A 20,114-nucleotide genomic window follows, 5' to 3' on the forward strand; every position below is an offset into this window, starting at 1 on the left:
GTCAGGGCGCGCGGCGCCGCAGCACCGACCCGTCCAGCGACGCCAGGGTGGGCCGTCCGGACAGGGCCAGGGCCAGCTCCAGCTCCTCGCGCAGCATGGACAGCAGGTGGCCCACGCCCTCCTCACCGCCCGCCGCGAGCCCCCAGTACACCGGGCGCCCCACCAGCACCGCCTTCGCGCCCAGCGCCAGCGCCTTGAGCACGTCCGTGCCTCGGCGGATGCCGCCGTCCACCAGCACCTCGCACCGGCCGCGCGCCGCCGCCACCACCTCCGGCAGCGCCTCCAGCGGAGGGATGGCGCCGTCCAACTGCCGCCCGCCGTGGTTGGAGACGATGAGGCCGTCCACGCCCGCCGCCACCGCGCGCTCCGCGTCCTCCGCCGTCAGCACGCCCTTGAGGACCACCGGCAGCCGCGACACCGAGCGCACCCACGCCACCGACTCCCACGTCAGCGCGGCGTCGAAGTCCCGCGCCGCATGCGACGCGATGCCGGATTCACCCGGCGCGCGGGTGGCCAGCGCCTGGCTCACGTCCGTGTCGAAGTTGGCCGCGCGCACGTGGGCCGGCAGGCCGAAGCCGCTGCGCATGTCCCGCATGCGGCGCCCCAGCCGGGGCGTGTCCACCGTGAGCACCAGCGCCCGGTAGCCCGCGGCCTCCGCGCGGCGGATCAACGCCGCCGTCACCGCGCGCTCGCGGAAGCAGTACACCTGGAACCAGAGCGGCCCCGTGGCGGCGCGGGCCACGTCCTCCAGCGAGCGGCTGGCCATGGTGCTCACCACCATCAGCCCACCCAGCGAGCCGGCCGCGCGCGCGGTGGCCTCTTCCCCGTCCGGGTGCGCCAGGCACTGGTACGCCATGGGCGCCACGCCCAGCGGGTGCTTCAGCGTCGTGCCCAGCAGCGTCACGGACGTGTCGCAGCGGGACACGTCCACCAGCACGTTGGGCCGCAGCCACCACGCGTCGAAGGCGCTCCGGCTGTCGCGCAGGGAGCACTCGTCGTCACTGCCGCCGCACACGTAGTCGAAGACGTCCGCGGGCAGCCGCGCGCGGGCCTGCTGCTCGTACTCGTCCAGGCACAGGGGACGCATGGCGGAAGGCTCCAGGGCGCGGCGCTTCAGCCGTGCGCGAGGACCCGGCCCAACCGGGCGACGGCTTCCTCGATGACGGCGGGCTCGGCGTGGGAGAAGTTGAGGCGCAGGCCGTGGGCCGCGGAGCGGCCGCCCGCCACGGAGAACGCCTGTCCGGGCAGGAACGCCACCTGGACCTCCTCCAGCGCCCTGCCGAGCAGCGCCGTGGTGTCCACGGTGTCGGGGAACTCCACCCAGACGAACATGCCGCACGCGGGCTTCGTCCACCGTGCCCCCCGGGGCGCCAGGTGGCGCTCCAGCGCGGCCAGCAGCGTGTCCCGCCGCTCGCGGTAGCCGGCGCGCAGCCGCTCCAGGTGCGCGGGCAGCCCACCGGACTCCAGGAACGCCAGCACCACGCGCTGGGCGAACGTCGTGGTGTCGATGTCGCTCGCCTCCTTCACCGTGGCCAGCCGCCCCACCATGGCCTCCGGCACCACCACCCACCCCACGCGCAGCGCGGGCGCCAGCACCTTGGAGAAGGAGCCGACGTAGTACACCCACCGGTCCTCCAGCCCGCGCAGCGCCGGCAGCGTGTGGGGTTCGTACTGGAGCAGCCCGTAGGCGTCGTCCTCGATGATGGGCAGCCGGTGTTCACGCGCCAGGGCCACCAGCCGCTCGCGCGCCTGGAGCGGCATGCTCACGCCCAGCGGGTTGTGGCCGTCGCTCATGGTGTAGAGCAGCGCGGGCCGCTCACCGCGCTCCAGCAGCGCCCGCACCGAGTCCACGTCGATGCCCGTCTCCGGGTGCGTGGGCACCGTGAGCCGCTTGGGCTGGAACGGATCCAACACCTGCTGGAAGCCTGAGTAGACGCGGTCCTCCAGGAGCACCGTGCCGCCCGGGTCCAACAGGAGCCGCGTGAGCAGGCTCATCCCCTGCTGCCCGCCCGCGGTGAGGAACACCTGCTCCGGCGCGCACGTCACGCCCCGGCGGGCCATCAGCGCCACCACCTGCCGGCGCAGCGGCTCCAGCGTGGGGCGGTACTGGAGCGCCAGCGGCTCCTCGGCCATCACCCGCGCGGCGGCCTCCGCCAGCCCCGCCGAGGGGAACAGCGACGCGGCCGGCAGGCCCAGCGCCAGCGACAGGATGCCCGGCCGGTGGATGCGCTGGAGCATGTCCTGGATGGCGGACGGCTTCAGCTCCCGGGCCCACGCCGCCAGCGGCAGCGTCCCCGCGTCACCCGTGGCCGCGCTCACGCCTGGACCCGCGCGTAGTCACGCTCCACCGCCTCGAACAGCGCGCGGATGTTGGCCCCTCCGAAGCCGCGGGCCTCCTGGCGCTGGATGGCCTCGAAGAACAGCGTCTGGCGGGGGTGCGCGGACCGGGTGAAGGTCTGCAGCAGCGTGCCCCACTCGTCCCGGTCCACCAGGATGCCCAGCTCGCGCAGGGGCTCCAGGTCGAACGCCAGCGCGCCCAGCCGTGACTCCAGCCGCTCGTAGTACGCCGGAGGGATGGCCAGGAACGACAGGCCCTGCTGGAGCTGGCGCACGCACCCCACGATGTCGTTCGTCAGCAGCGCCAGGTGCTGCACCCCGGGGCCGCCGTGCCGGCGGAGGAACTCGCCAATCTGGCCGGGGTTCTCCCGGGACAGGGGCTCCTGGAGCGGCAGGCAGATGCGCGTGGACAGGCTCTGCACCACCTTGGAGTTCATCCCGCTGGCGTCCGTGTGGACCGTCTCCTGGTGGGACTGCCGGAAGCCGAAGACGTGCTCGTAGAAGCGCACCGTCGCGTCCAGCGTGCCCGGCTCCAGGCAGATGGCCAGGTGGTCCAGGCCGGCGAACGGCTCGAAGTCCAGCTGCACCGGCGCCTCGCACGGCACCATGCCCGGCGGCAGGAACGCGCCCACCGGAGCGTCGCACTGGATGAGGGAGTGCACCAGGTCCCCCACCGTGCCCACCGTCGCCTGGAGCATCCGCCGCCCCGCGCCGTCCTTGCCCACCACCGGCTCCCGCAGGGGCTGCGCGCCGCGCTGCGTGACGTGCCCGAACGCCGCCACCGCGTCCTTCGTGCGCAGCGCGATGTCCCGGACGCCGTCGCCATGCGCTTCCACGTACGTGGATGAGACGTCACCCGCCTCCAGCCCCTGCGTCAGCAAGAGCCGCAGCGTCCCCTGCTGCAACAAGACAGAGCGCCTTCCGGTGAGCCCCGTCTCCGGTCCACCCTCGGCCACCCGACGGAAACCCAGGTTGCCCGTGTAGAAACCGGATGCGGTCGAGACGTCGGCGACGCACAGCTCAACGTACTCGATATCATCGAAATGCATGAGTTGACCCTGTCCCGGTGAAATCAAACTTGCTTGGATGATAAACGATTCAGGAGAAGACGGGAGTGCTTTTCCACCTGTTTGATTCCGTTCCCAGCGGATCCGCTCAAGCGACGCTGACGCTGGGTGCCAACAGGCCGTGATTCCTCAATGTTTCAAGGATGCGCTCCACCCCTGACACGACCGTCTCCGCGTCGGAGCGGACGACGACCTCGGGCGACTCCGGCGGCTCGTACGGGTCCGACACGCCGGTGAAGCGGGAGAGCTCCCCCGCCAGGGCCCTCTTGTAGAGCCCCTTCACGTCCCGGGCAATGAGGGCATCCAGACTGGCGTGGACGTGCACCTCCAGGAACGGGATGCCGGCCCGGGTGGCCTGGGCGCGCAGCTCGTCCCGGGAGCCGCGGTACGGGGAGATGGCGGCGGTGAGGACCCCCACCTCGTGCTTCGCCAGCAGGCGCGCCACGTAGCCGATGCGCCGGACGTTCTCCTCGCGGTCCTCGCGGCTGAAGCCCAGGCCGCGGGACAGGGACGCGCGGAATTCGTCCCCGTCGAGCAGCTCCACGCGCTGCACGGGCTCAAGGCGCCGGAGCACTGCGGTGGCCAGCGTGCTCTTGCCCGCCCCGGACAGGCCGGTGAACCAGAGGATGAACCCCGGACCCTGTCGCATCGTCTGTCTACCCCTCCACCGCGGGGCCGTTGATCATCCCGGCGCCCACGGTGGCGTTCGTGCCTTCGTCGATGAGGATGAAGCTGCCGGTGCCCCGGTTGCGGCGGTACGCGTCGAAGAAGAGGGGCACCGTCGTGCGCAGCGTGACGCGGCCCACCTCGTTGAGCTTCAGGCCGGGGCTGCCCACGTCACGGTGCAGCGTGTTGACGTCCAGCCGGTAGTGCAGCCGCTTCACCATCGCGCGCGCCATGCGGGTGGTGTGCTTGAGGGCCAGCCGCGCCCCGGCGCCGAGCACCGCCGCGTCCGACAGCCAGCACACCATCGCGTCCACGTCCTGACCCACCGTGGGCGGATTGCCCGGCCGGCACAGCATGTCGCCGCGGCCGACGTCCAGCGCGTCCTCCAGCGTCACGCTCACCGACATGGGTGGGAACGCCTCCGCCACCGGCCTGCCCGCCACCTCCAGCGACTGGATGCGGGTAGTGAAGCCGGACGGCAGCGCCTTCACCTCATCGCCCGGTCGCATCACGCCGCCCAGGATCTGCCCGGCGTAGGAGCGGTGGTCGTGGAACTGCTTCGTGGACGCGGGCCGGATGACGGACTGCACGGGGAAGCGCAGGTGGATGAGGTCGCGGTCGGACGCGATGTGCACGTTCTCCAGGTGGTGCAGCAGCGTGGGGCCCTGATACCAGGGCATCCTCCCGGAGCGCGTCACCACGTTGTCCCCGCCCAGCGCGCAGACGGGGATGAACGCCAGGTCCGTCACGTCCAGCTTCATGGAGAACTGGCGGAACTCCTCGCGGATGCGCTCGAAGACGTCCGCGTCGTAGCCCACCAGGTCCATCTTGTTCACGCACAGCACCAGGTGCGGCACCCGCAGGAGCGACGCGAGGAAGGCATGCCGCCGCGTCTGCTCCACCACCCCCTTGCGCGCGTCCACCAGGATGAGCGCCAGGTCCGCCGTGGACGCGCCCGTCACCATGTTGCGCGTGTATTGGAGGTGCCCCGGCGTGTCCGCGATGATGAACCTGCGCTTCGCCGTGGCGAAGGAGCGGTACGCCACGTCGATGGTGATGCCCTGCTCGCGCTCGGCCTTCAGCCCGTCCAGCAGCAGCGCCAGGTTGACGTACTCATCGCCCCGCGCGTGGCTGGTGCGCTCCACGGCGGCGAGCTGGTCTTCCAGGAGGGATTGCGTGTCGAACAGCAGCCGCCCGATGAGGGTGCTCTTGCCGTCGTCCACCGAGCCCGCGGTCGCGAACCTCAACAGCTCCACTAGAAGTAACCCTCGCGCTTGCGCTCTTCCATCGCCGTCTCACTGAACCTGTCGTCCGCGCGGCTGGCCCCGCGCTCCGTCACCCGCGACGCCCGCACCTCCGCGATGACCTGCTCCACCGTGGCCGCGCTGGACTCCACGCACGCGGTGCACGTCATGTCCCCCACGGTGCGGAAGCGGACCGCCCGGGTCATCACCGTCTCGCCGGGCAGCAGGGGCAGGAAAGGCGAGTGCGCCATCAGCATCCCGTCGCGGTGGAACACCTGACGCGGGTGCGTGAAGTAGAGCGACGGCAGCGCCACGCCCTCCCGGGCGATGTAGTGCCAGACGTCCAGCTCGGTCCAGTTGGACAGCGGGAAGACCCGCAGGTGTTCGCCCCGGTGAAGCCTGCCGTTGTAGAGCCCCCACGGCTCCGGCCGCTGGTTCTTGGGATCCCACTGGCCGAACTCGTCGCGGAAGGAATACACGCGCTCCTTCGCGCGGGACTTCTCCTCGTCGCGGCGGGCGCCCCCCAGGACGGCGTTGAAGCCGTGCGCCTGGATGGCCTCCAGCAACGGCTGCGTCTGCAAGCGGTTGCGCGACGCGCGCGGGCCCTTCTCCTCCGTCACCCGCCCCGCGTCGATGGCCTCCTGCACGGACACCACGATGAGCCGCGCGCCCAGCGTGGCCACGCGCGCGTCGCGAAACCGGAGGACCTCCGGGAAGTTGTGCCCCGTGTCCACGTGCATCAGGGGAAACGGCGGCGGCGCCGGCCAGAAGGCCTTCAGCGCCAGGTGCAACAGCACCGCGGAGTCCTTCCCCCCCGAGAAGAGCAGCACCGGCCGGTCCAGCTCCGACGCGACCTCCCGGAGGATGAAGAGGGACTCGGCTTCCAGTGCCTCAAGAGGTGAAAGCTCGTAGCGCAAGGGGATGGGAAGGTAGCACAGCCATGAGGCCCTCCAGCGGGCCTCCCCTCCCCTTGAAACACGCCGGATGAGACAGGGCCGTCCCCCTGTCCGGAGGGATGTCTCACCGGGCGTGCGCCGGGGGCCGCGCGCGGGCTTCACCCCGGGTACGGGAGGCCATTCCAGGACGGGGGCGCATGGTATAGACGGCCGCCCCATGCGAAGCGCGACCCCTCCGACGCCCTCCTCCCCTGATCGCTGGTTTCCGTCCCGCAAGCCGCTGCCGGAGCCGAAGCTGCGCCTGTTCTGCCTGCCCTTCGCCGGCGGGAGCGCGGCCATCTATACGCCCTGGGCCAATGCCCTGCCCGCGGGCGTGGAGCTGTGCGCGGTGCAGCTTCCCGGACGGGAGCGGCGCCTGATGGAGCCGGCGTACAGGTCGCTGCCGGAGCTGCTGGAGGCGCTGATGCCGGTGCTGCTGCCGCTGATGGACCGGCCCTTCGTGGTGTTCGGCTACAGCATGGGGGCGCGCATCGGGCTGGAGGTGGTCCGGAAGCTGCGCAGCCAGGGCGGCCCCCGGCCGCTGGGCTTCATCGCCGCCGCGGCGCCGCCGCCCTCGCACAACGACCGCGAACCCATCCACCAGCTGGATGACGCGGGCTTCATCGCGAAGCTGCGCGAATACGAAGGCACGCCGGAGGAGGTCCTCCAGCACAAGGAGCTGCTGGACCTCATCATCCCCACGCTGCGCGCGGACTTCGGGCTGGCGTGGTCGGGAGACGGGCTGGACACCGCGAAGCTGGACATCCCGCTGTCCGTCTACAGCGGCAAGACGGACAAGCACGTGGGCCCGGAGCTCATCGAGCACTGGCGCGAAGAATCCACCGCCGACGTGCGCATCCGCCAGTTCGACGGGGGCCACTTCTTCATCCGCTCGCACGCGCCCGCGGTGCTGGCCGCCGTGCGTGAAGACCTGGCGCGCTGGACGACGGCCGTCCCCTAGACGGTCACGAAGCGCGGCGGAGCGTCCCCGGCGAGCGGCACGGTGTGCTGCCAGCGCACGGTGAGCGCCCCGCCCCGGGGCCGGCGGAAGGCCACCGCCGCCTGGTGACGCTCGGACGGCCGGTGCTGCACGAACTGCCACACGTCCGGCACGTCCCCCATGCGGGGGTCGAAGGTGATGGCGGGCATCTGGCCCGGCACCAGGTCGAACGCGAATTGATCCAACGGCAGGGACAGGCCCGCGCCGCGCGCCTTGATGTACGCCTCCTTCAGGGTCCAGTACTCGAAGAAGCGCTCCCGCTGACGCTCCTTCGGAAGCGCGCGCAGGGCCTGCACCTCCGTGCGGGCGAAGTAGTGGTCGGCGATCTCCACCGTCTCCCCCGGCCGCTGCGCGTCCTCGATGTCCGCGCCCAGGTCCACGTCCCGGCCCACCGCGATGAGCGCCATGCCGTCGGTGTGGCTCAGGTTGAAGCGCAGCCACTGCCCCTCCGGGCCCACGATGGCCGGACGGCCGTACGCGTTGGGCACGAAGCGCCACGCCTCCGGCGCGACGGGCGCGTAGCGCGACAGCGTCAGGCGCACCAGCGCGTGTGACACCAGGTACTGGCGCTGGTGGCGCTCGAAGCGGAAGCGCCGCTGCTTCTCCCGCTCCTGCGCGTCCAGCAGGGGCAGGTAGGCCGCCAGGAGGCTCGGGTCGTCGATGCGCTCGGGTTCGACGAGCCAGACATGGACCTCGTCGGATCGCAGCTCCAGGGGCTTGAAGGGAGAGGCCAGCGTCATGTCCGCAAGGGAAGCAGGAACCGCCGCGCATGTCACGGTGTAGGCTTCGCGCTCCACGGCCCGGACCGGGCCCGCCGCCAGGGGATCCCCAGTGGACCTTTCCATCGCGACGACGAAGCTCCAGGCACTGCGCAAGGACATGACCGGCCACACGGACCGGGACGACGAGCTTCGCATCCTGGACCTGCTCCGGGGCGCCACCGGCGAGGAGCTGAACTTCCTGCTGTCCAACGTGGACCTGGTGCGCCTGCTGTCGGACCTGGATGACCGGCTGGCGGGGCCGGACCACCACACCGCGCTATTGGAGCTGCTGTGCACGCACCGGGCCCCGGAGCTGTCCCTGCCCGTGCGGGCCTCCCTGGCCACCGCGCTCCAGAAGGGCGCCACGCACGCGCAGGCGGAGCGGCGGCTGCGCGACCTGTTCCTCGGGCTCAAGGGCCGGGAGCTGACCGCGTTCAAGAACCTGCTGGACGCCGGGGGCGACCATCACGACCTGCAACAGCTGGTGTTCGGCGACGTGGACGACGCGGCCGTGCGCGGCGACGTGCTGAAGCACTTCCAGCGTGAGGCGGAGGCCGTCCCCAGCGGCGAGAACAAGGTGCTCAGCGACATCGACGACACGTTCTTCGCCAACTGGGTGGACAAGCGCTACCCGTCCAAGACGGTGTACCCGGGCGTGCTCGCGTTCTACCAGGAGCTGGACCGGGGGCCGGGCCTCATCCCGGGCCGCGCGGGCGACCTCACCTTCGTGAGCGCGCGACCGCAGGATCCGCTGGGCCTCATTGAGAACGCCACGCTGGAGTCCCTGCGCGAGCGCGGCGTCCCCCTGGCGGTGATGCTCTCCGGCAGCTTCTTCCACCTGGTGGGCAACACCCGCATCGCGCAGAAGAAGTTCGAGAACTTCGAGCGCTACGCCCGCCTCTTCCCGGAGTACGGCTTCGTCTTCGTGGGCGACAGCGGCCAGGGGGACGTGGAGTTCGGCGCCCGGATGCGCGCCGCCCAACCCCAGACAGTGCGCGCCGTGTTCATCCACGACGTGGTGGCGACGCCGGAGGACAAGCGCGAGGAATGGCGCGCCCAGCACGTCTACTTCTTCGACACCTACGTGGGCGCGGCGGTGGATGCCTTCCAGGCCGGCGTGGTGTCCCGGGACGGCGTGGACCGCATCGCCACCGCCGCCGTCGAATCCCTGGCATCCATCACCTTCCCCTCCCCCGCCCAACGGCAGACGCGGGAAGCGGAGCTGGCGCGCGACCTGGCCCGGGCCCGGGCGCTGCCGCGCGCCCCGTCTGTTTGAATAGCGATGGATGGCTCGCGTCCACACGGGCGGCCCGATGTACTTCCTCCGGGTACCGAAAGAAGATGACCTCCATGTTCCGCACGCTTGCCTTGACCTCCGCCGCTGCCCTCTCCCTCGTCTGCGCCGCGTGTGGCGGTGGGGACGACGAAGACACGACCCCGGAGCTCAAGGACACGCGCTCCAACGTGTCGGGCACCCACCCCGTCCAGCTGAGCCTCATCGTGACGGGGGTCCCCGAAGCCACCGACCCCATCGCCACCACGCTCGCCATCACCGAGGAGGCGAACTCCAAGACGGACCTGCGCTTCGCCATCGTCGGTCTGGACTGCGACCTGACCGGGGCGATGACAGGCGAGTCCACCTTCAAGGTGAACCCGGGCTCCTGCGACCTGGCGTTTCCGACCGAAGGCGGGGAAGGCGAGGCAGGGTCCTGCTCCGTCCAGCTCTCCGTCACCCAGGGGACCGGCGGACGGGAGTCGGGCGCGAAGCTCCAGGCCACCCTCTCCGGCACGTACAGCATCAACTGCAGCGACGTCGTGCCCTTCCCCCTCTCCCTGCCCCTGACCATCGAAATCGTGGGCACCTGAAGCGCCGCGCGGGCGCAGGACGCCAGCGCAACCAGGCCGGAGGAGCCAACCCCTGCTCCCGCCACGGCATGACTTTCGAACGCGTCATGGGCTGCCCCCGAACCCAAGGCACCGGCCTCCTGGCGCTACATGAAATGGGGCCTGGACAATCAATTGCAAATCCAGGCGCCAGGTTTCACGAAGCCCCGCACAAACCAACACCCGCCTCAACTCCGTCGCACCTGAAGACAGACATGTGCACAGGGGACGTGAGACATGGCGCCCGCCCCCGACACGGGCCCTGAAGAGAAGCCATCGCGGACGGAGGCTGGGGTCTCACCCCGGGGTCTTCCACTTATCCTGATTTTCCTTTATTAGCCTCCTCGGGGCGCCGGCAACGGCGAACGTGTAGGTCGTACCTGAGGGGGTACACACATGAAGAGGATGTCTCGGAGTCCCTGGCTGGGTCTGGCCATGGGTCTTGTCGCGGTGATGTGGCCGGTTTTCGGCGGAGCGCAGATCTCGCCCATGGGCGGCCACTACGGCGGGCGCGCTTCGGACACCGGCACGGAGCCGGGCAGCGTGAACGCGTCAGGAGGCTTTTCGGCCTCCGTTCCGCTGGACTTCCCCAACGCGCGCGGCGGCCTGCCTGTGCCGGTTGCCATCGGGTCCGGGGCGCGGGGCGTGGGCGCGGTGGGCCTGGGCTGGGACATCCCGCTCACGTACATCCGCCGGGACACCACCTTCGCGAACCGCCGGCCCAAGCACAGCTGGGGAGGCGAAGCGCCGGTGGGGCGTGAGCAGGTCCTGCTGTCACTCCAGGGGCAGATGATCGACCTGGTGCCCAAGGGGACGACGTGGGTGGCGCGGACGGACGCGCCCGACCTCTCCCTCAAACAGGAGGGCGTCGCCTGGGTGATGTACGACGGCGAGGGCCGCACCTGGACCTTCCACGAGAACATCAACCTCGCTGGAGTTGGCCTGTGGCTGCTCACCTCCATCACCGGCACCAACGGGAACACCGTCCAGCTTGAATACGAACTCTCCACGCCCGAGCTGCCGGGGGCAACCGGGGCCAGCGGCGTCACGCTGGACCTGAAGTCCGTCCGCTACAACAAGCACCCGCAGGAGGGCTGTTACAAGCACGAGCTCACCTTCACCTACGGCCCCAACGAGGCGTTGCCCCTGCGCCTGTCCATGATGGCGGACCGCGTGGTGACGCGGCTGCGCACCCTGAGCACGCTCGACGTGAGCAGCCGGGCGACCTGCGCCAGCGGGCTCACGCGGCTGAGCCGCTATTCCTTCACCTACCTGCCGGACGCGGACACGAAACAACCGCGCCTGAGCGCCGTCCATCAGTCGGGCCGGCAGGGCACCCCGGAGGCCTCCGTCGCGCTGCCGGTCGCGAGCTTCGGCTACGGGAGCGCGACGACCGACAACAAGCTCAAGTACCAGCTGACGCAGACCGTGGCGCAGCCGGCTGGCGTGCACACCGGGCAGATCTCCGGCACCAGCCTGGACACCCACTACAGCCCGCCAGCCGGCGGCGGAACGGGCTTCATCACCTGGCAGAGCCTGACCGACGTGACGGGCGACGGACGGCCTGACGTCGTCTTCAAGAAGAACGACAAGCTGTGGGTGGCGCTCAACCGCCCCGCCGCGGGCGGCACCACCACGCTCGGCGCGGGGACGGGCATCGCCCAGCTCGCGGACGCCACCTTCGCGACCGGCCCCTGGGAGGTCCATGGCGCGGCGATCGGACGCTTCTCCACCGACCCCACCGCCATCAACCACAACCGGACGTGGCGACAGGCCATTGACGTGAATGGCGACGGTCGCGTGGACGTCATCGACGCCAGCAAGGAGCCCGGCAACTGGGTCGTCTACCTGAACACCCCGGGAACCGGCGCCTCCGGCGTCACGTGGTTGCAGCGCACCTTCAACGTCAGCGCCCTCTACAACGTCCTCGTCGCCCGGGGACACACCCTCAGCGGCAACTACCTGCCCCTTGCCAGCCGCACCAACGGACGGAGCCAGAAGCGCGGCGCCTGCTGGCGCTTCGACGGCGGGCGATGGAAGGACTATCCCGACGGTTGGGGCAATGGCCTCTGCGGTGAGCGATACGCGAACGGGCTGCTCGAGGCCGACAGTGAGCAGACGTTCACCGAATGGGAGCTGAAGGACCTCAATGGTGACGGCTTTCCGGACCTGGTCTTCAACTCGTCCCGGGTCGCCGTGGTGCCCGACCCTCCGCCGAACCCCGAGCCCGATGACACCGAAGGACTGGTCATCAACATCCCCCGCGCCTTCAACCTGCGGCCGCTCGCGGGTGCCGACAACCAGATCGAGGCCGTGATCAACGTCGGCGGCCCGGCCGGCGGCCAAGGCAACAATCCCTTCTCAGCCCCCATCACGATCCAGGCGCACGCCTCCTGCGGTGTCGGCAACTGGTACGTCGCGCAGGGCTCCGTCAACCATCAGGGAATGAGCTGTGCCCTCGTCGACGTCAATGGCGACGCCCTCGTTGATCGGGTCCAGAGCGGGAAGTACGTCTCCCTGGGCACGGGCAGTGGCTTCACCAAGGTCCAGCTCATCCTGCCATCCATCTCGCGGCAGGCGATGATCATCCTCCAGAAGAGCATCCAGGAGCAGTCCTGCCTCACCCCCAACCCGCGTCCGCCAGGAGACTCGACGTTCTTCGCCTGGCACGAGATGGGCATGCGGGACCTCACGGGCGACGGCATCCCCGACTTCATGGAGAAGGACAGGTCCACCGGCGAGTGGTTCGTCTCCGTGGGCACCGGCGCCGGGTTCGCCCCGCCCGTGAACATCGAAGTGGATGGCTCGGTCCAGGGCTTCTCCCTTTCGTCGGAGCGGGAGCGCTGTGACGGCTGGGAGTCCTTCACGAGGAGCGGGCTCTACGACCTCGACGGGGACGGCATGCCGGAGGTGGTGGGGCTCAGTGGCTCCAACCTGAACGTGTACCAGCTGGTCGGCGGCAGCCGGCCCGGCAAGCCCGAAGCGGGGCGACTCGTCCAGATGGACAACGGCTACGGCGCGAGGACGACGGTCGGCTACCGCTCCGCGAAGGAGGACACGCTGATGGCGCACCAGGTGCCCTTCCCGGAGATCGTCGCCACGTCGGTGGAGACCACCGGGACCCAGGGCCTGGGGGGCACGCTGGTCGCGACGCGCTACGCGTATGGCGGCGCGGAGCTCAAGTACAACTCGGTGCTCCAGTCCTTCGCCCTGCCCGGCTATCAGCGCTCCGTCGCCTTGCGCTCCACCGTCAAGCAGAGCCCGTACCTGAAGGCGGTCATCCACTACGAGGGCACCGCGACCCTCACGGACACCTACCCGCTGCCAGAGTTCACCCCCGCGGACGCCACCACCAAGAACGACCGCTTCAATCGCTACCTGCGGGCCGGAAAGGTGCGTGACATCACGACGTTCAGCGCCATCGGCACCGATCCCTGGGTGCTGCTCGGGCTCGACGTCAACACCGACCCGCGCCGGCTGGGCGCCACGCACTACGACTGGGCCTCGAAGGTCTTCGAGGAGATCCCTGGCAGCGGCACGTCGGTCGTGGACTGCATCGAGATGGTCTATCCCTATGACTACAACCAGTCGGTGGGCGACGCCCTGGGCTCCTCCACGGACTTCTTCACGTGCTCGGCGCACGGTTTCCTCCATGCGACCGCCACCCGCTCGTGGCGGGGCCAGGCCGCGCCGCCGTCCACCAACAACGTGCAGAGCGCGTCGGAGGTGCGCGCCATCGATGACCAGGGGCGCATCCTCAACGTCCTCCACAAGAACGACCTCGCCCAGAGCGACGACGACATCTGCATCGAAACGCAATACGCCACGCCCACGGGCACGGGCCCCCGGGTGCTCCACGCCTTGCGGTCACGGCGGTACTGGTACTGCGACAAGACCCCGTACCTGACGTACGCGTCCGACTCCTGGACCTATGACAACCTGCCCTCGGGCAGCGTCTCCGCGGGCCGCCCCACCTCCCACACGCGCGACCGCTACCAGACGAAGACCGGCGCCCTCCTGGGGTCGGTGCGCCTCTACGACGCGAGCTACGACGGCCTCACAGGCAACGTCACCAGCGTCACCCGCCAGCGCGAGGACGGCGCCCTGCGCGTCGAGACCCTCACCCATGATGCGTTCGGGCTCCTGCCGGTGTCGCAGCGCACGGATGCCACGGGCCTTCCGGCCCTCATCACCACCATCACGCGAGACCCCATCAGCCTGGCCGCGCTGAGCACGCTGGATGAGAACCAGACCCGGGAGGGCACCGACTACGACGGCTACGGCCGGCCCGTGCGCACCACCCTGACGCCCCCCGGGGGCACGCTCGGGGTGACGTCCACGACCACCTACCTGGGCTTCTCCGGCACGGACCCGCTCGGCCGGAGGGTCGTGGCCAAGGTCTTCAATGAGCCCGTCCTCCCCGGCACCGAGGCCTCCGCCCCGGGCCGCACCGCGACGGGCTTCGTGGACGAGCTCGGCCGCGAGCGCAGCACCGTGCTGGAGCTGGGCGGGGACTACGCCTACGAGAAGATGATCATCGGCGAGCGCACCTACGACGGCTTCGGCCGGGTGAAGTTCGCGGCCGACCCGTACCCCACCTCACAGGCCGCGGCGACCGCCTACGGGACGACGGCCTACTTCAACGCGGACGGCACGCCGCTCTGCAACATCCAGGGCCATGGCCCCCAGACCCTCGCCACCGCGACGGACGAGGCCGCGGAGCGCTACCCCACCTGCTACACCCGCACGTTCGCCAACAACCAGGAGGTCGTGACCGTCAGCGACGCGTCCTCCCTGCTCGCGGGCAGCGCGCAGGCGGGCGTGACACGGACCGCCACGATGACGGCCGCGGGCCGCGTGCTGTCCCGCTCCACGATGAAGGGCACGGCGCGGCTGGAGCACGCCACCTTCACCCATGATCGCCTGGGCTATCTCACCAGCATGACCCGGTTCCTGGAGCCGGTCGCGCCGGGCAGCCCCGTGCAGTCCACCTGGACGTATGACTCCTTCGGGCAGCCCATCGAATGGAAGGATCCCGAGGGCGCCCTCCAGAGCGCGACGTACAGCCACTGGGGCGACCCCCTGGAGGTGAGCTGGACCGACGCGACCCGCTCGCCCACCGCGTTCCACCGGCTGATCAGCCAGTACGACGCCCTGGGCCGACTCAAGCACCAGGAGGAGCTGACCAACGGCGTGGTGGAGCCCGGGACGCAGCACGACTACTTCTACGACGTCGGGGTGAGCGCCACGTCCCTCATCCTCCCGACGAACGTGCTGGGGCGGCTTGCCTGGACGAAGTCCACGGCCGGCAACGTCTATTACAGCTACGACGCCCAGGGTCGGGCGAACGCGCGAACGTTCATCGACAGCACGGGCACCACCTACGTGGAGAAGATGCGCTACCGCGCGGACGGCGCGCTCGCGGAGGTCGGCTTCCACCTGCCCGACACCGACTACGACTACGAGGGCGCCGTCTATCAGTACGACTCCGCGAACCGGCTGACCCAGGTGCGCTACTCGGACAACCAGGAGCTGTACCTGGCGGAGGAGATCGACGTCTTCGGGCGCGTCCGGAAGGCCCTGCACGGCGGGGCGACCCAGTCCTACACCGTCTACGCCGACGTGGGCCGGCGGATGCTGCGCGAAGCGAGCATCGCCTCCTCAATCGGGTCCCGTCGCATCGTCCGCCAGGGCTATGACCCGATGGGCCGTGAGAAGTCGCGGGTGGAGCTGGACAACGGCCTGGCCAAGGGCGTCACGACCACGCACACCTACGACGCGCTGGGGCGGCTGGCGGGCTCGGTGCGCGCCAACAGCCTGCTGACGCTGTCCCGGTGGGGCTTCACCTACGACGCGCTCGGCAACGTCGTCACGAAGAACGACCTGACGGCGGACAGGGACACCGCGCTCAGCTATCGCTCCACCGACCGCGATCAAATCTGTCGCGTCGGCTACGGCAACGGGGGCCTGGGGGGCACGCTCTGCAACATCCTCCATGATGCCCGGGGCAACGTCGTGTCCCAGCCCACGCCCGGGGGGATGCGCACGCTGAGCTACTTCCCGTCCGGCGCCGTTCGCTCCATCTCCGACCTGAACGGCCAGGCCACGTTCCACCATGGCGCGCTGGGCACCCTGTTCGAAATCGACCTCCAGGGAGCGAACGCCGTCGACGCACGGCATGAGTGGCAGATGGGGAACCTGCTCGAGCGCCGGGACCGGGTGGTGAACGGCACCGTGGAGTCGGTCATCACGCGCAACATCCCGGGCGCGGGCGGCATCGTCGCCAGCCGCAGGGGTTACAAGCAGGACTGGGTCTATCCGTTCGGCGAGTCGCGCGGCGGCCGTCACTTCATGGACCGCGATGGAGACTTCGTGCAACGGGTGCACTACGAGCCCTTCGGCGAAGCCTCGTCGTCCGGCACGGCGACCCCGGGCACGAGCCTCTACACGTCCGCGCAATGGAACGGAGGGGACGCGCTGGCGGCCTTCGGCCTGTCGAACCTGGGGGCGCGCATCTACGACCCTGTCCTGGGCCGCTTCCTGAGCCGGGATCCGCTCTTGCTTCCCCGCACCGCGGCCAGCACCCACCCCTACGCCTTCGCGATGAACGATCCGGTGAACCTGTCCGACCCGTCGGGTCTGGACGTGGGCGGTTCGGGGGAGGAGGGCCCTGGCGGTGGGGGTGGCTTCCCGGGCGGGAATGGCGGGCCCACGGAGATCAATCCCATTGAAATCTACGTGCCGGGCCCTGGGCAGCAGGGCACGGGCGGCGCCAATCCCCAGTCCACCATCCGGCCTACGCCTGGCGCCGTGCTCTCCCAGGCGTCCGGCGGCACACGGACTGTCGCCGGCCACCACCTGATGGTGATGGTCGCGGTCAGCAGCGGCTTCACCTCCAAGGGTTTCGACTTCGACACCTACGCCGCGACGGGAGCCCCGCTCTCGGCCGCGATCGACGCCATCGCCAACACCGACGAAGGCGCCGAGGCCCTCGTCGCGAGCCAGAACGCCGGGCTCGACCGGATCTCCAACTTCTCCTCGGGCGTTGGCGACAGCGTCATCTTCTGGTGTCCCGGCTGTACTCAGAACATGCGTTCGACCTGGAACATCGGTAGCAACGTGGACCCGGGCTCCACGGACTATCTGATTGGATCGATCACCGGGATCGCCGGCTCCATCGCGGCCCCGAAGCCGACGTCCATCATCAGGCCGCCCAGGGTCGACAGCGGTCCGGCGCTGGCCGCTGAAACCAGCCAGGTCGGCATGGGGAGACTGCTCGCTCGCAACAAGCTGGCCTACACGAACAACTGTGGCAACAGGTGCATCGCGGGCTATCACACGATACGGGGATCGCCAGCGAGCGCCTCCCACAACAGCGGGCAAGGGATGCGCCTGGCTCAGCTTGAGCAGCACTTCCCCGGCAGTGTGGCGGTACCGGCGAGGAGCCTGCGCGGCATCGCGAAGACCGTGGCCACGTGGAAGGACGGGTCGATTGGCATTGTCGCCGGAATCCACAGGAACAACCCCGCCCTCAACCATGTCACCCTGGTGCGCAAGTACGCCGGACAGGTCTACTTCATCGAGCCCGGGAGCCTGCGGCCGTACAAGTTCGCCAGAGGCACCAAGTACATGCTGATGCAACTGCCCTGAGCCTGATGCCCGGCGGGGTGGAGTCACCGTCCTCCACCCTGCCCCGGTCCCCGTAGCCCCTGCCCATTTCCCGTCAGCCGACTGCCCACAGGTCCGGGGCAGTTGGCGCGACGTGCGAGGGCCCCCAACCTTCCGGACGCTTCACATGGGTGGAGCGGCCGTCTGGGTTGGGGTGCAGGCGTGGGCGTGAGGGGGGGCGGGGCCGATGGAATTGTTTCCCATCCATTTGCTGTTCATCGTGGTCCTGATGAACCGCTACATCCTGGGCCCCTTCTTGCGGCGCCTGAAGGGCAGGCGGTTTGAACGGGTGGACGACACGTACCGTCCCCGGGTCGCGATCGTCGTTCCGCTCTTCAACGAAGGCCAGGGCATCTACCACACGGTGCGCGCGCTGCTGGAGCAGGACTACCCGCGCGAGCTGCTGGAGATCATCGTCGTGGATGACTGTTCCCGGGACGACAGCGTCGCCTGGGCGAACAAGGCCGCTGAAGGGCACCCCAACGTCCGGGTGATGAGCAACCCGGAGAACATGGGCAAGCGCAAGGGCATCAACCGGGGCGTCCGCGCCGCGGTGGACGCGGAGATCATCGTCTCCGTGGACTCCGACGTGGTGGTGGACAGGAGCGCCGTGCGCCAGCTCATCCGCCGCTTCGTCCACCCGAACGTCGCCGCCGTGGGCGGGCGCACCTTCGTCACCAACCGTCATCAGAACTGGATGACGCGGATGATTGAAATCAAGTTCCACTTCGCCCAGCAGTGGCTGAAGGACCTGGAGCGCTCGTTCCGCCAGGTGATGTGCCTGTCCGGCTGCCTCACCGCCTACCGCCGCCACGTGCTGCTCCAGCTGGAGCCCATCCTGGAGGCGCGCGCCATCGCGGGCATCCCCATCAAGTACGGCGAGGACCGCTTCCTCACCCGGCAGATCGTCAAGCACGACTATGAGACGGTCTACACGCTGGACGCGTTCTGCTTCACCGCGGCGCCGTCCACGCTGGCGGGCTACTTCTCCCAGCAGCTGCGGTGGCGGCGCTCCAACCTGGTGGACCTGCTCTGCGGCCTGTCACACGCGTGGCGCCTGCACCCGGTCATCACGGTGCACTACGTGTCGCAGCTGGCGCTGCTCCTGGCCTACCCCCTGGTCATCGTCCACAACCTCCTCAACGGAGAGTTCTGGGACATCCTCGCGTTCCACTTCCTGGTGATTGGCCTGCTGGGCTTCATCTACCGGATGGAGACGCGCCACCTCCCCGAGGACCGGCGCGTGCCCGGGGCCAGCTTCCTGCCCATGGCCCTGCTGATGCCGGTGACGTACGCGCTGTTCACCCCGCTGGCGCTGCTGACCCTGGACTCCGGAAGTTGGGAGACGCGTGGCAGCCCCACGACGGCCCCCGCTGATTCCCCCACCCCCGCGAAGCTCTCCACCCACTCCGCAGGCGAGGGAAACCCGTCATGAACCAACAGGTCGCCAACCGGCTCAACTCGCTCGCGGTGTCCGCCTACAAGCTCATGGGGTCGGTGCTGCTGGCGCTGATCCTCGTGGGGCTCCTGTCCTTCCTGTCGGTGCAGGGCTTCTTCCTGTCCAACACGCGCTGGGTGTCGCCCACCATCCTGTCGCCCACCGACCCCAGCGTCCTGCAGCTCAACGCGCAGGCGGCGCAGCAGGAGTCCGAACGCGACGCGCTCCAGGCGAAGCGGCGCGACGTGGCCAACCGCCTCCAGGAGGCGGAGCGCATCCTGGCCGCGGAGCGGTCCTTCCAGCAGCGCTTCGTCGTGGCCCTCAAGGGCGAGAAGACCTCCCGCGACCGGCTGGCCCGCAGGCTGTCCACGCTGCGCCAGGAGTACCTGCGCGCGGGAGGAGAGATCGCCGAATCCAACCGCGCGTACAGCGGCCTGGCGCGCACGCGGACGGGCGCGCTCTACGGCGCGAAGCTGATGGAGCGCGAGGAGGTGCTCACCCTGAACCACCACCTGGCGCAGATGGCGCAGAGCAACCTGTCGCTCGCGCAGGAGACGGTGGACCTGGACATGCGGCTGGACACCCTCAAGCGCGAGCGCGAGGGGCTCACCGCCGCGGAGAACGGCCTGGGCAAGGACGACGCGCCCGAGGGCCTGACGACGGACACGCTCCTGCTGGAGCGTGAATACACGCTGTCGGTGCTCGAACAGGCGCGGGCGGAGGCGCAGCGCAAGAGCCTGGAGGCGGACCTGCGCGCGCTGGACGACAGCCTGCGCCGCTTCGACCAGCTGCTGCGCGTGGTGCACGGGTCGCCGTACCTGAAGGCGGTGGAGCAGAACCTCACGGTGGCCTTCGTGCCGTACGAGAACCTGGCCCACGCCCGCGAGGGCACGCCGCTCTACGCGTGCGCCCTCAAGGTGGTGTGGTGCCGCGAGGTGGGCGTGGTGGGCCCCGTGCTGGAGGGAGAGGTCTCCCAGCAGCACCCCATCCGCCAGTACCACTTGCGGGGCGTGATGGTGGAGCTCCAGCTTCGCGACGCGCCGACCGCTCGGGAGGAGCTGCTGCACCTGGGCCGTCCTCCCCTGATGCTGTGAGTTCCCCCCCGGAGTGTGGA

The 20,114-nt window shown here is 69.9% G+C and carries 13 protein-coding genes; 6 read left to right on the plus strand and 7 right to left on the minus strand.

Annotation, left to right across the window (positions count from 1 at the left end):
- Position 1: 1 nt before the first annotated feature.
- The 6 genes from OV207_RS04155 to cysD all read right to left on the minus strand — a co-directional run bounded on the left by OV207_RS04155 (position 2) and on the right by cysD (position 6,231).
- Positions 2–1,087 (minus strand): alpha-hydroxy acid oxidase, encoded by a 1,086-nt coding sequence (locus tag OV207_RS04155; protein ID WP_267552831.1) that lies wholly within the window; start codon positions 1,085–1,087, stop codon positions 2–4.
- 26 nt (positions 1,088–1,113) lie between these two features.
- Positions 1,114–2,319: a PLP-dependent aminotransferase family protein gene (locus OV207_RS04160; protein ID WP_267552832.1), complete on the minus strand. Its 1,206-nt coding sequence runs from the start codon at positions 2,317–2,319 to the stop codon at positions 1,114–1,116.
- A complete protein-coding gene (gene hppD / locus OV207_RS04165; RefSeq protein ID WP_193430744.1) occupies positions 2,316–3,386 on the minus strand; it encodes a 4-hydroxyphenylpyruvate dioxygenase in 1,071 nt (356 codons plus the stop codon). The genes OV207_RS04160 and hppD overlap by 4 nt, the downstream gene beginning before the upstream one ends.
- 106 nt (positions 3,387–3,492) lie before the next feature.
- The gene (cysC, locus tag OV207_RS04170) at positions 3,493–4,053 is read right to left on the minus strand and encodes an adenylyl-sulfate kinase (RefSeq protein ID WP_267552834.1); all 561 of its coding nucleotides are present in this window, start codon (positions 4,051–4,053) and stop codon (positions 3,493–3,495) included.
- A gap of 7 nt (positions 4,054–4,060) precedes the next feature.
- A complete protein-coding gene (locus tag OV207_RS04175; protein ID WP_267552836.1) occupies positions 4,061–5,326 on the minus strand; it encodes a sulfate adenylyltransferase subunit 1 in 1,266 nt (421 codons plus the stop codon).
- Positions 5,326–6,231, minus strand: a complete 906-nt coding sequence (gene cysD, locus OV207_RS04180) for a sulfate adenylyltransferase subunit CysD (RefSeq protein WP_267552838.1) — start codon at positions 6,229–6,231, stop codon at positions 5,326–5,328. Before cysD ends, OV207_RS04175 begins: the two co-directional genes overlap by 1 nt.
- Positions 6,232–6,427: 196 nt before the next feature.
- Here cysD and OV207_RS04185 point away from each other — a divergent pair, with 196 nt between their 5' ends.
- Positions 6,428–7,210, plus strand: a complete 783-nt coding sequence (locus OV207_RS04185) for a thioesterase II family protein (RefSeq protein ID WP_193430747.1) — start codon at positions 6,428–6,430, stop codon at positions 7,208–7,210.
- On the opposite strand, the gene OV207_RS04190 is transcribed toward OV207_RS04185, so the two are convergent.
- Complete coding sequence (locus OV207_RS04190) at positions 7,207–7,989, minus strand: 4'-phosphopantetheinyl transferase family protein (protein WP_420715172.1); 783 nt, start codon at positions 7,987–7,989, stop codon at positions 7,207–7,209. The two genes, OV207_RS04185 and OV207_RS04190, sit on opposite strands and share 4 nt — an antisense overlap.
- Before the next feature lie 91 nt (positions 7,990–8,080).
- Between OV207_RS04190 and OV207_RS04195 the strand changes: the two genes are divergently transcribed.
- The 5 genes from OV207_RS04195 to OV207_RS04215 all read left to right on the plus strand — a co-directional run bounded on the left by OV207_RS04195 (position 8,081) and on the right by OV207_RS04215 (position 20,094).
- Positions 8,081–9,286, plus strand: coding sequence for a phosphatase domain-containing protein (locus OV207_RS04195; protein ID WP_267552840.1), 1,206 nt, complete (start codon positions 8,081–8,083; stop codon positions 9,284–9,286).
- A gap of 74 nt (positions 9,287–9,360) precedes the next feature.
- The gene (locus OV207_RS04200) at positions 9,361–9,876 is read left to right on the plus strand and encodes a hypothetical protein (RefSeq protein ID WP_267552841.1); all 516 of its coding nucleotides are present in this window, start codon (positions 9,361–9,363) and stop codon (positions 9,874–9,876) included.
- Positions 9,877–10,299: 423 nt separating this feature from the next.
- Positions 10,300–17,544, plus strand: coding sequence for an RHS repeat-associated core domain-containing protein (locus OV207_RS04205; protein WP_267552842.1), 7,245 nt, complete (start codon positions 10,300–10,302; stop codon positions 17,542–17,544).
- Positions 17,545–17,749: 205 nt separating this feature from the next.
- On the plus strand, positions 17,750–18,997 hold the full coding sequence (locus tag OV207_RS04210; protein ID WP_267552844.1) for a glycosyltransferase: 1,248 nt from the start codon (positions 17,750–17,752) through the stop codon (positions 18,995–18,997).
- The gene (locus tag OV207_RS04215; protein WP_267552845.1) at positions 18,994–20,094 is read left to right on the plus strand and encodes a hypothetical protein; all 1,101 of its coding nucleotides are present in this window, start codon (positions 18,994–18,996) and stop codon (positions 20,092–20,094) included. Before OV207_RS04210 ends, OV207_RS04215 begins: the two co-directional genes overlap by 4 nt.
- Positions 20,095–20,114: the final 20 nt, after the last annotated feature.

Source organism: Corallococcus sp. BB11-1, from assembly GCF_026626625.1.
In the GTDB taxonomy this organism is placed as follows: domain Bacteria; phylum Myxococcota; class Myxococcia; order Myxococcales; family Myxococcaceae; genus Corallococcus; species Corallococcus soli.

What these genes read in the sequence shown, in the direction of transcription:
- OV207_RS04155 (WP_267552831.1), bottom strand. Translation starts at nt 1,087, where the DNA reads ATGCGTCCCCTGTGCCTGGACGAGTACGAGCAGCAGGCCCGCGCGCGG.
- hppD (WP_193430744.1), bottom strand. Translation starts at nt 3,386, where the DNA reads ATGCATTTCGATGATATCGAGTACGTTGAGCTGTGCGTCGCCGACGTC.
- cysC (WP_267552834.1), bottom strand. Translation starts at nt 4,053, where the DNA reads ATGCGACAGGGTCCGGGGTTCATCCTCTGGTTCACCGGCCTGTCCGGG.
- OV207_RS04185 (WP_193430747.1), top strand. Translation starts at nt 6,428, where the DNA reads ATGCGAAGCGCGACCCCTCCGACGCCCTCCTCCCCTGATCGCTGGTTT.
- OV207_RS04190 (WP_420715172.1), bottom strand. Translation starts at nt 7,989, where the DNA reads ATGACGCTGGCCTCTCCCTTCAAGCCCCTGGAGCTGCGATCCGACGAG.
- OV207_RS04200 (WP_267552841.1), top strand. Translation starts at nt 9,361, where the DNA reads ATGTTCCGCACGCTTGCCTTGACCTCCGCCGCTGCCCTCTCCCTCGTC.
- OV207_RS04205 (WP_267552842.1), top strand. Translation starts at nt 10,300, where the DNA reads ATGTCTCGGAGTCCCTGGCTGGGTCTGGCCATGGGTCTTGTCGCGGTG.
- OV207_RS04210 (WP_267552844.1), top strand. Translation starts at nt 17,750, where the DNA reads ATGGAATTGTTTCCCATCCATTTGCTGTTCATCGTGGTCCTGATGAAC.
- OV207_RS04215 (WP_267552845.1), top strand. Translation starts at nt 18,994, where the DNA reads ATGAACCAACAGGTCGCCAACCGGCTCAACTCGCTCGCGGTGTCCGCC.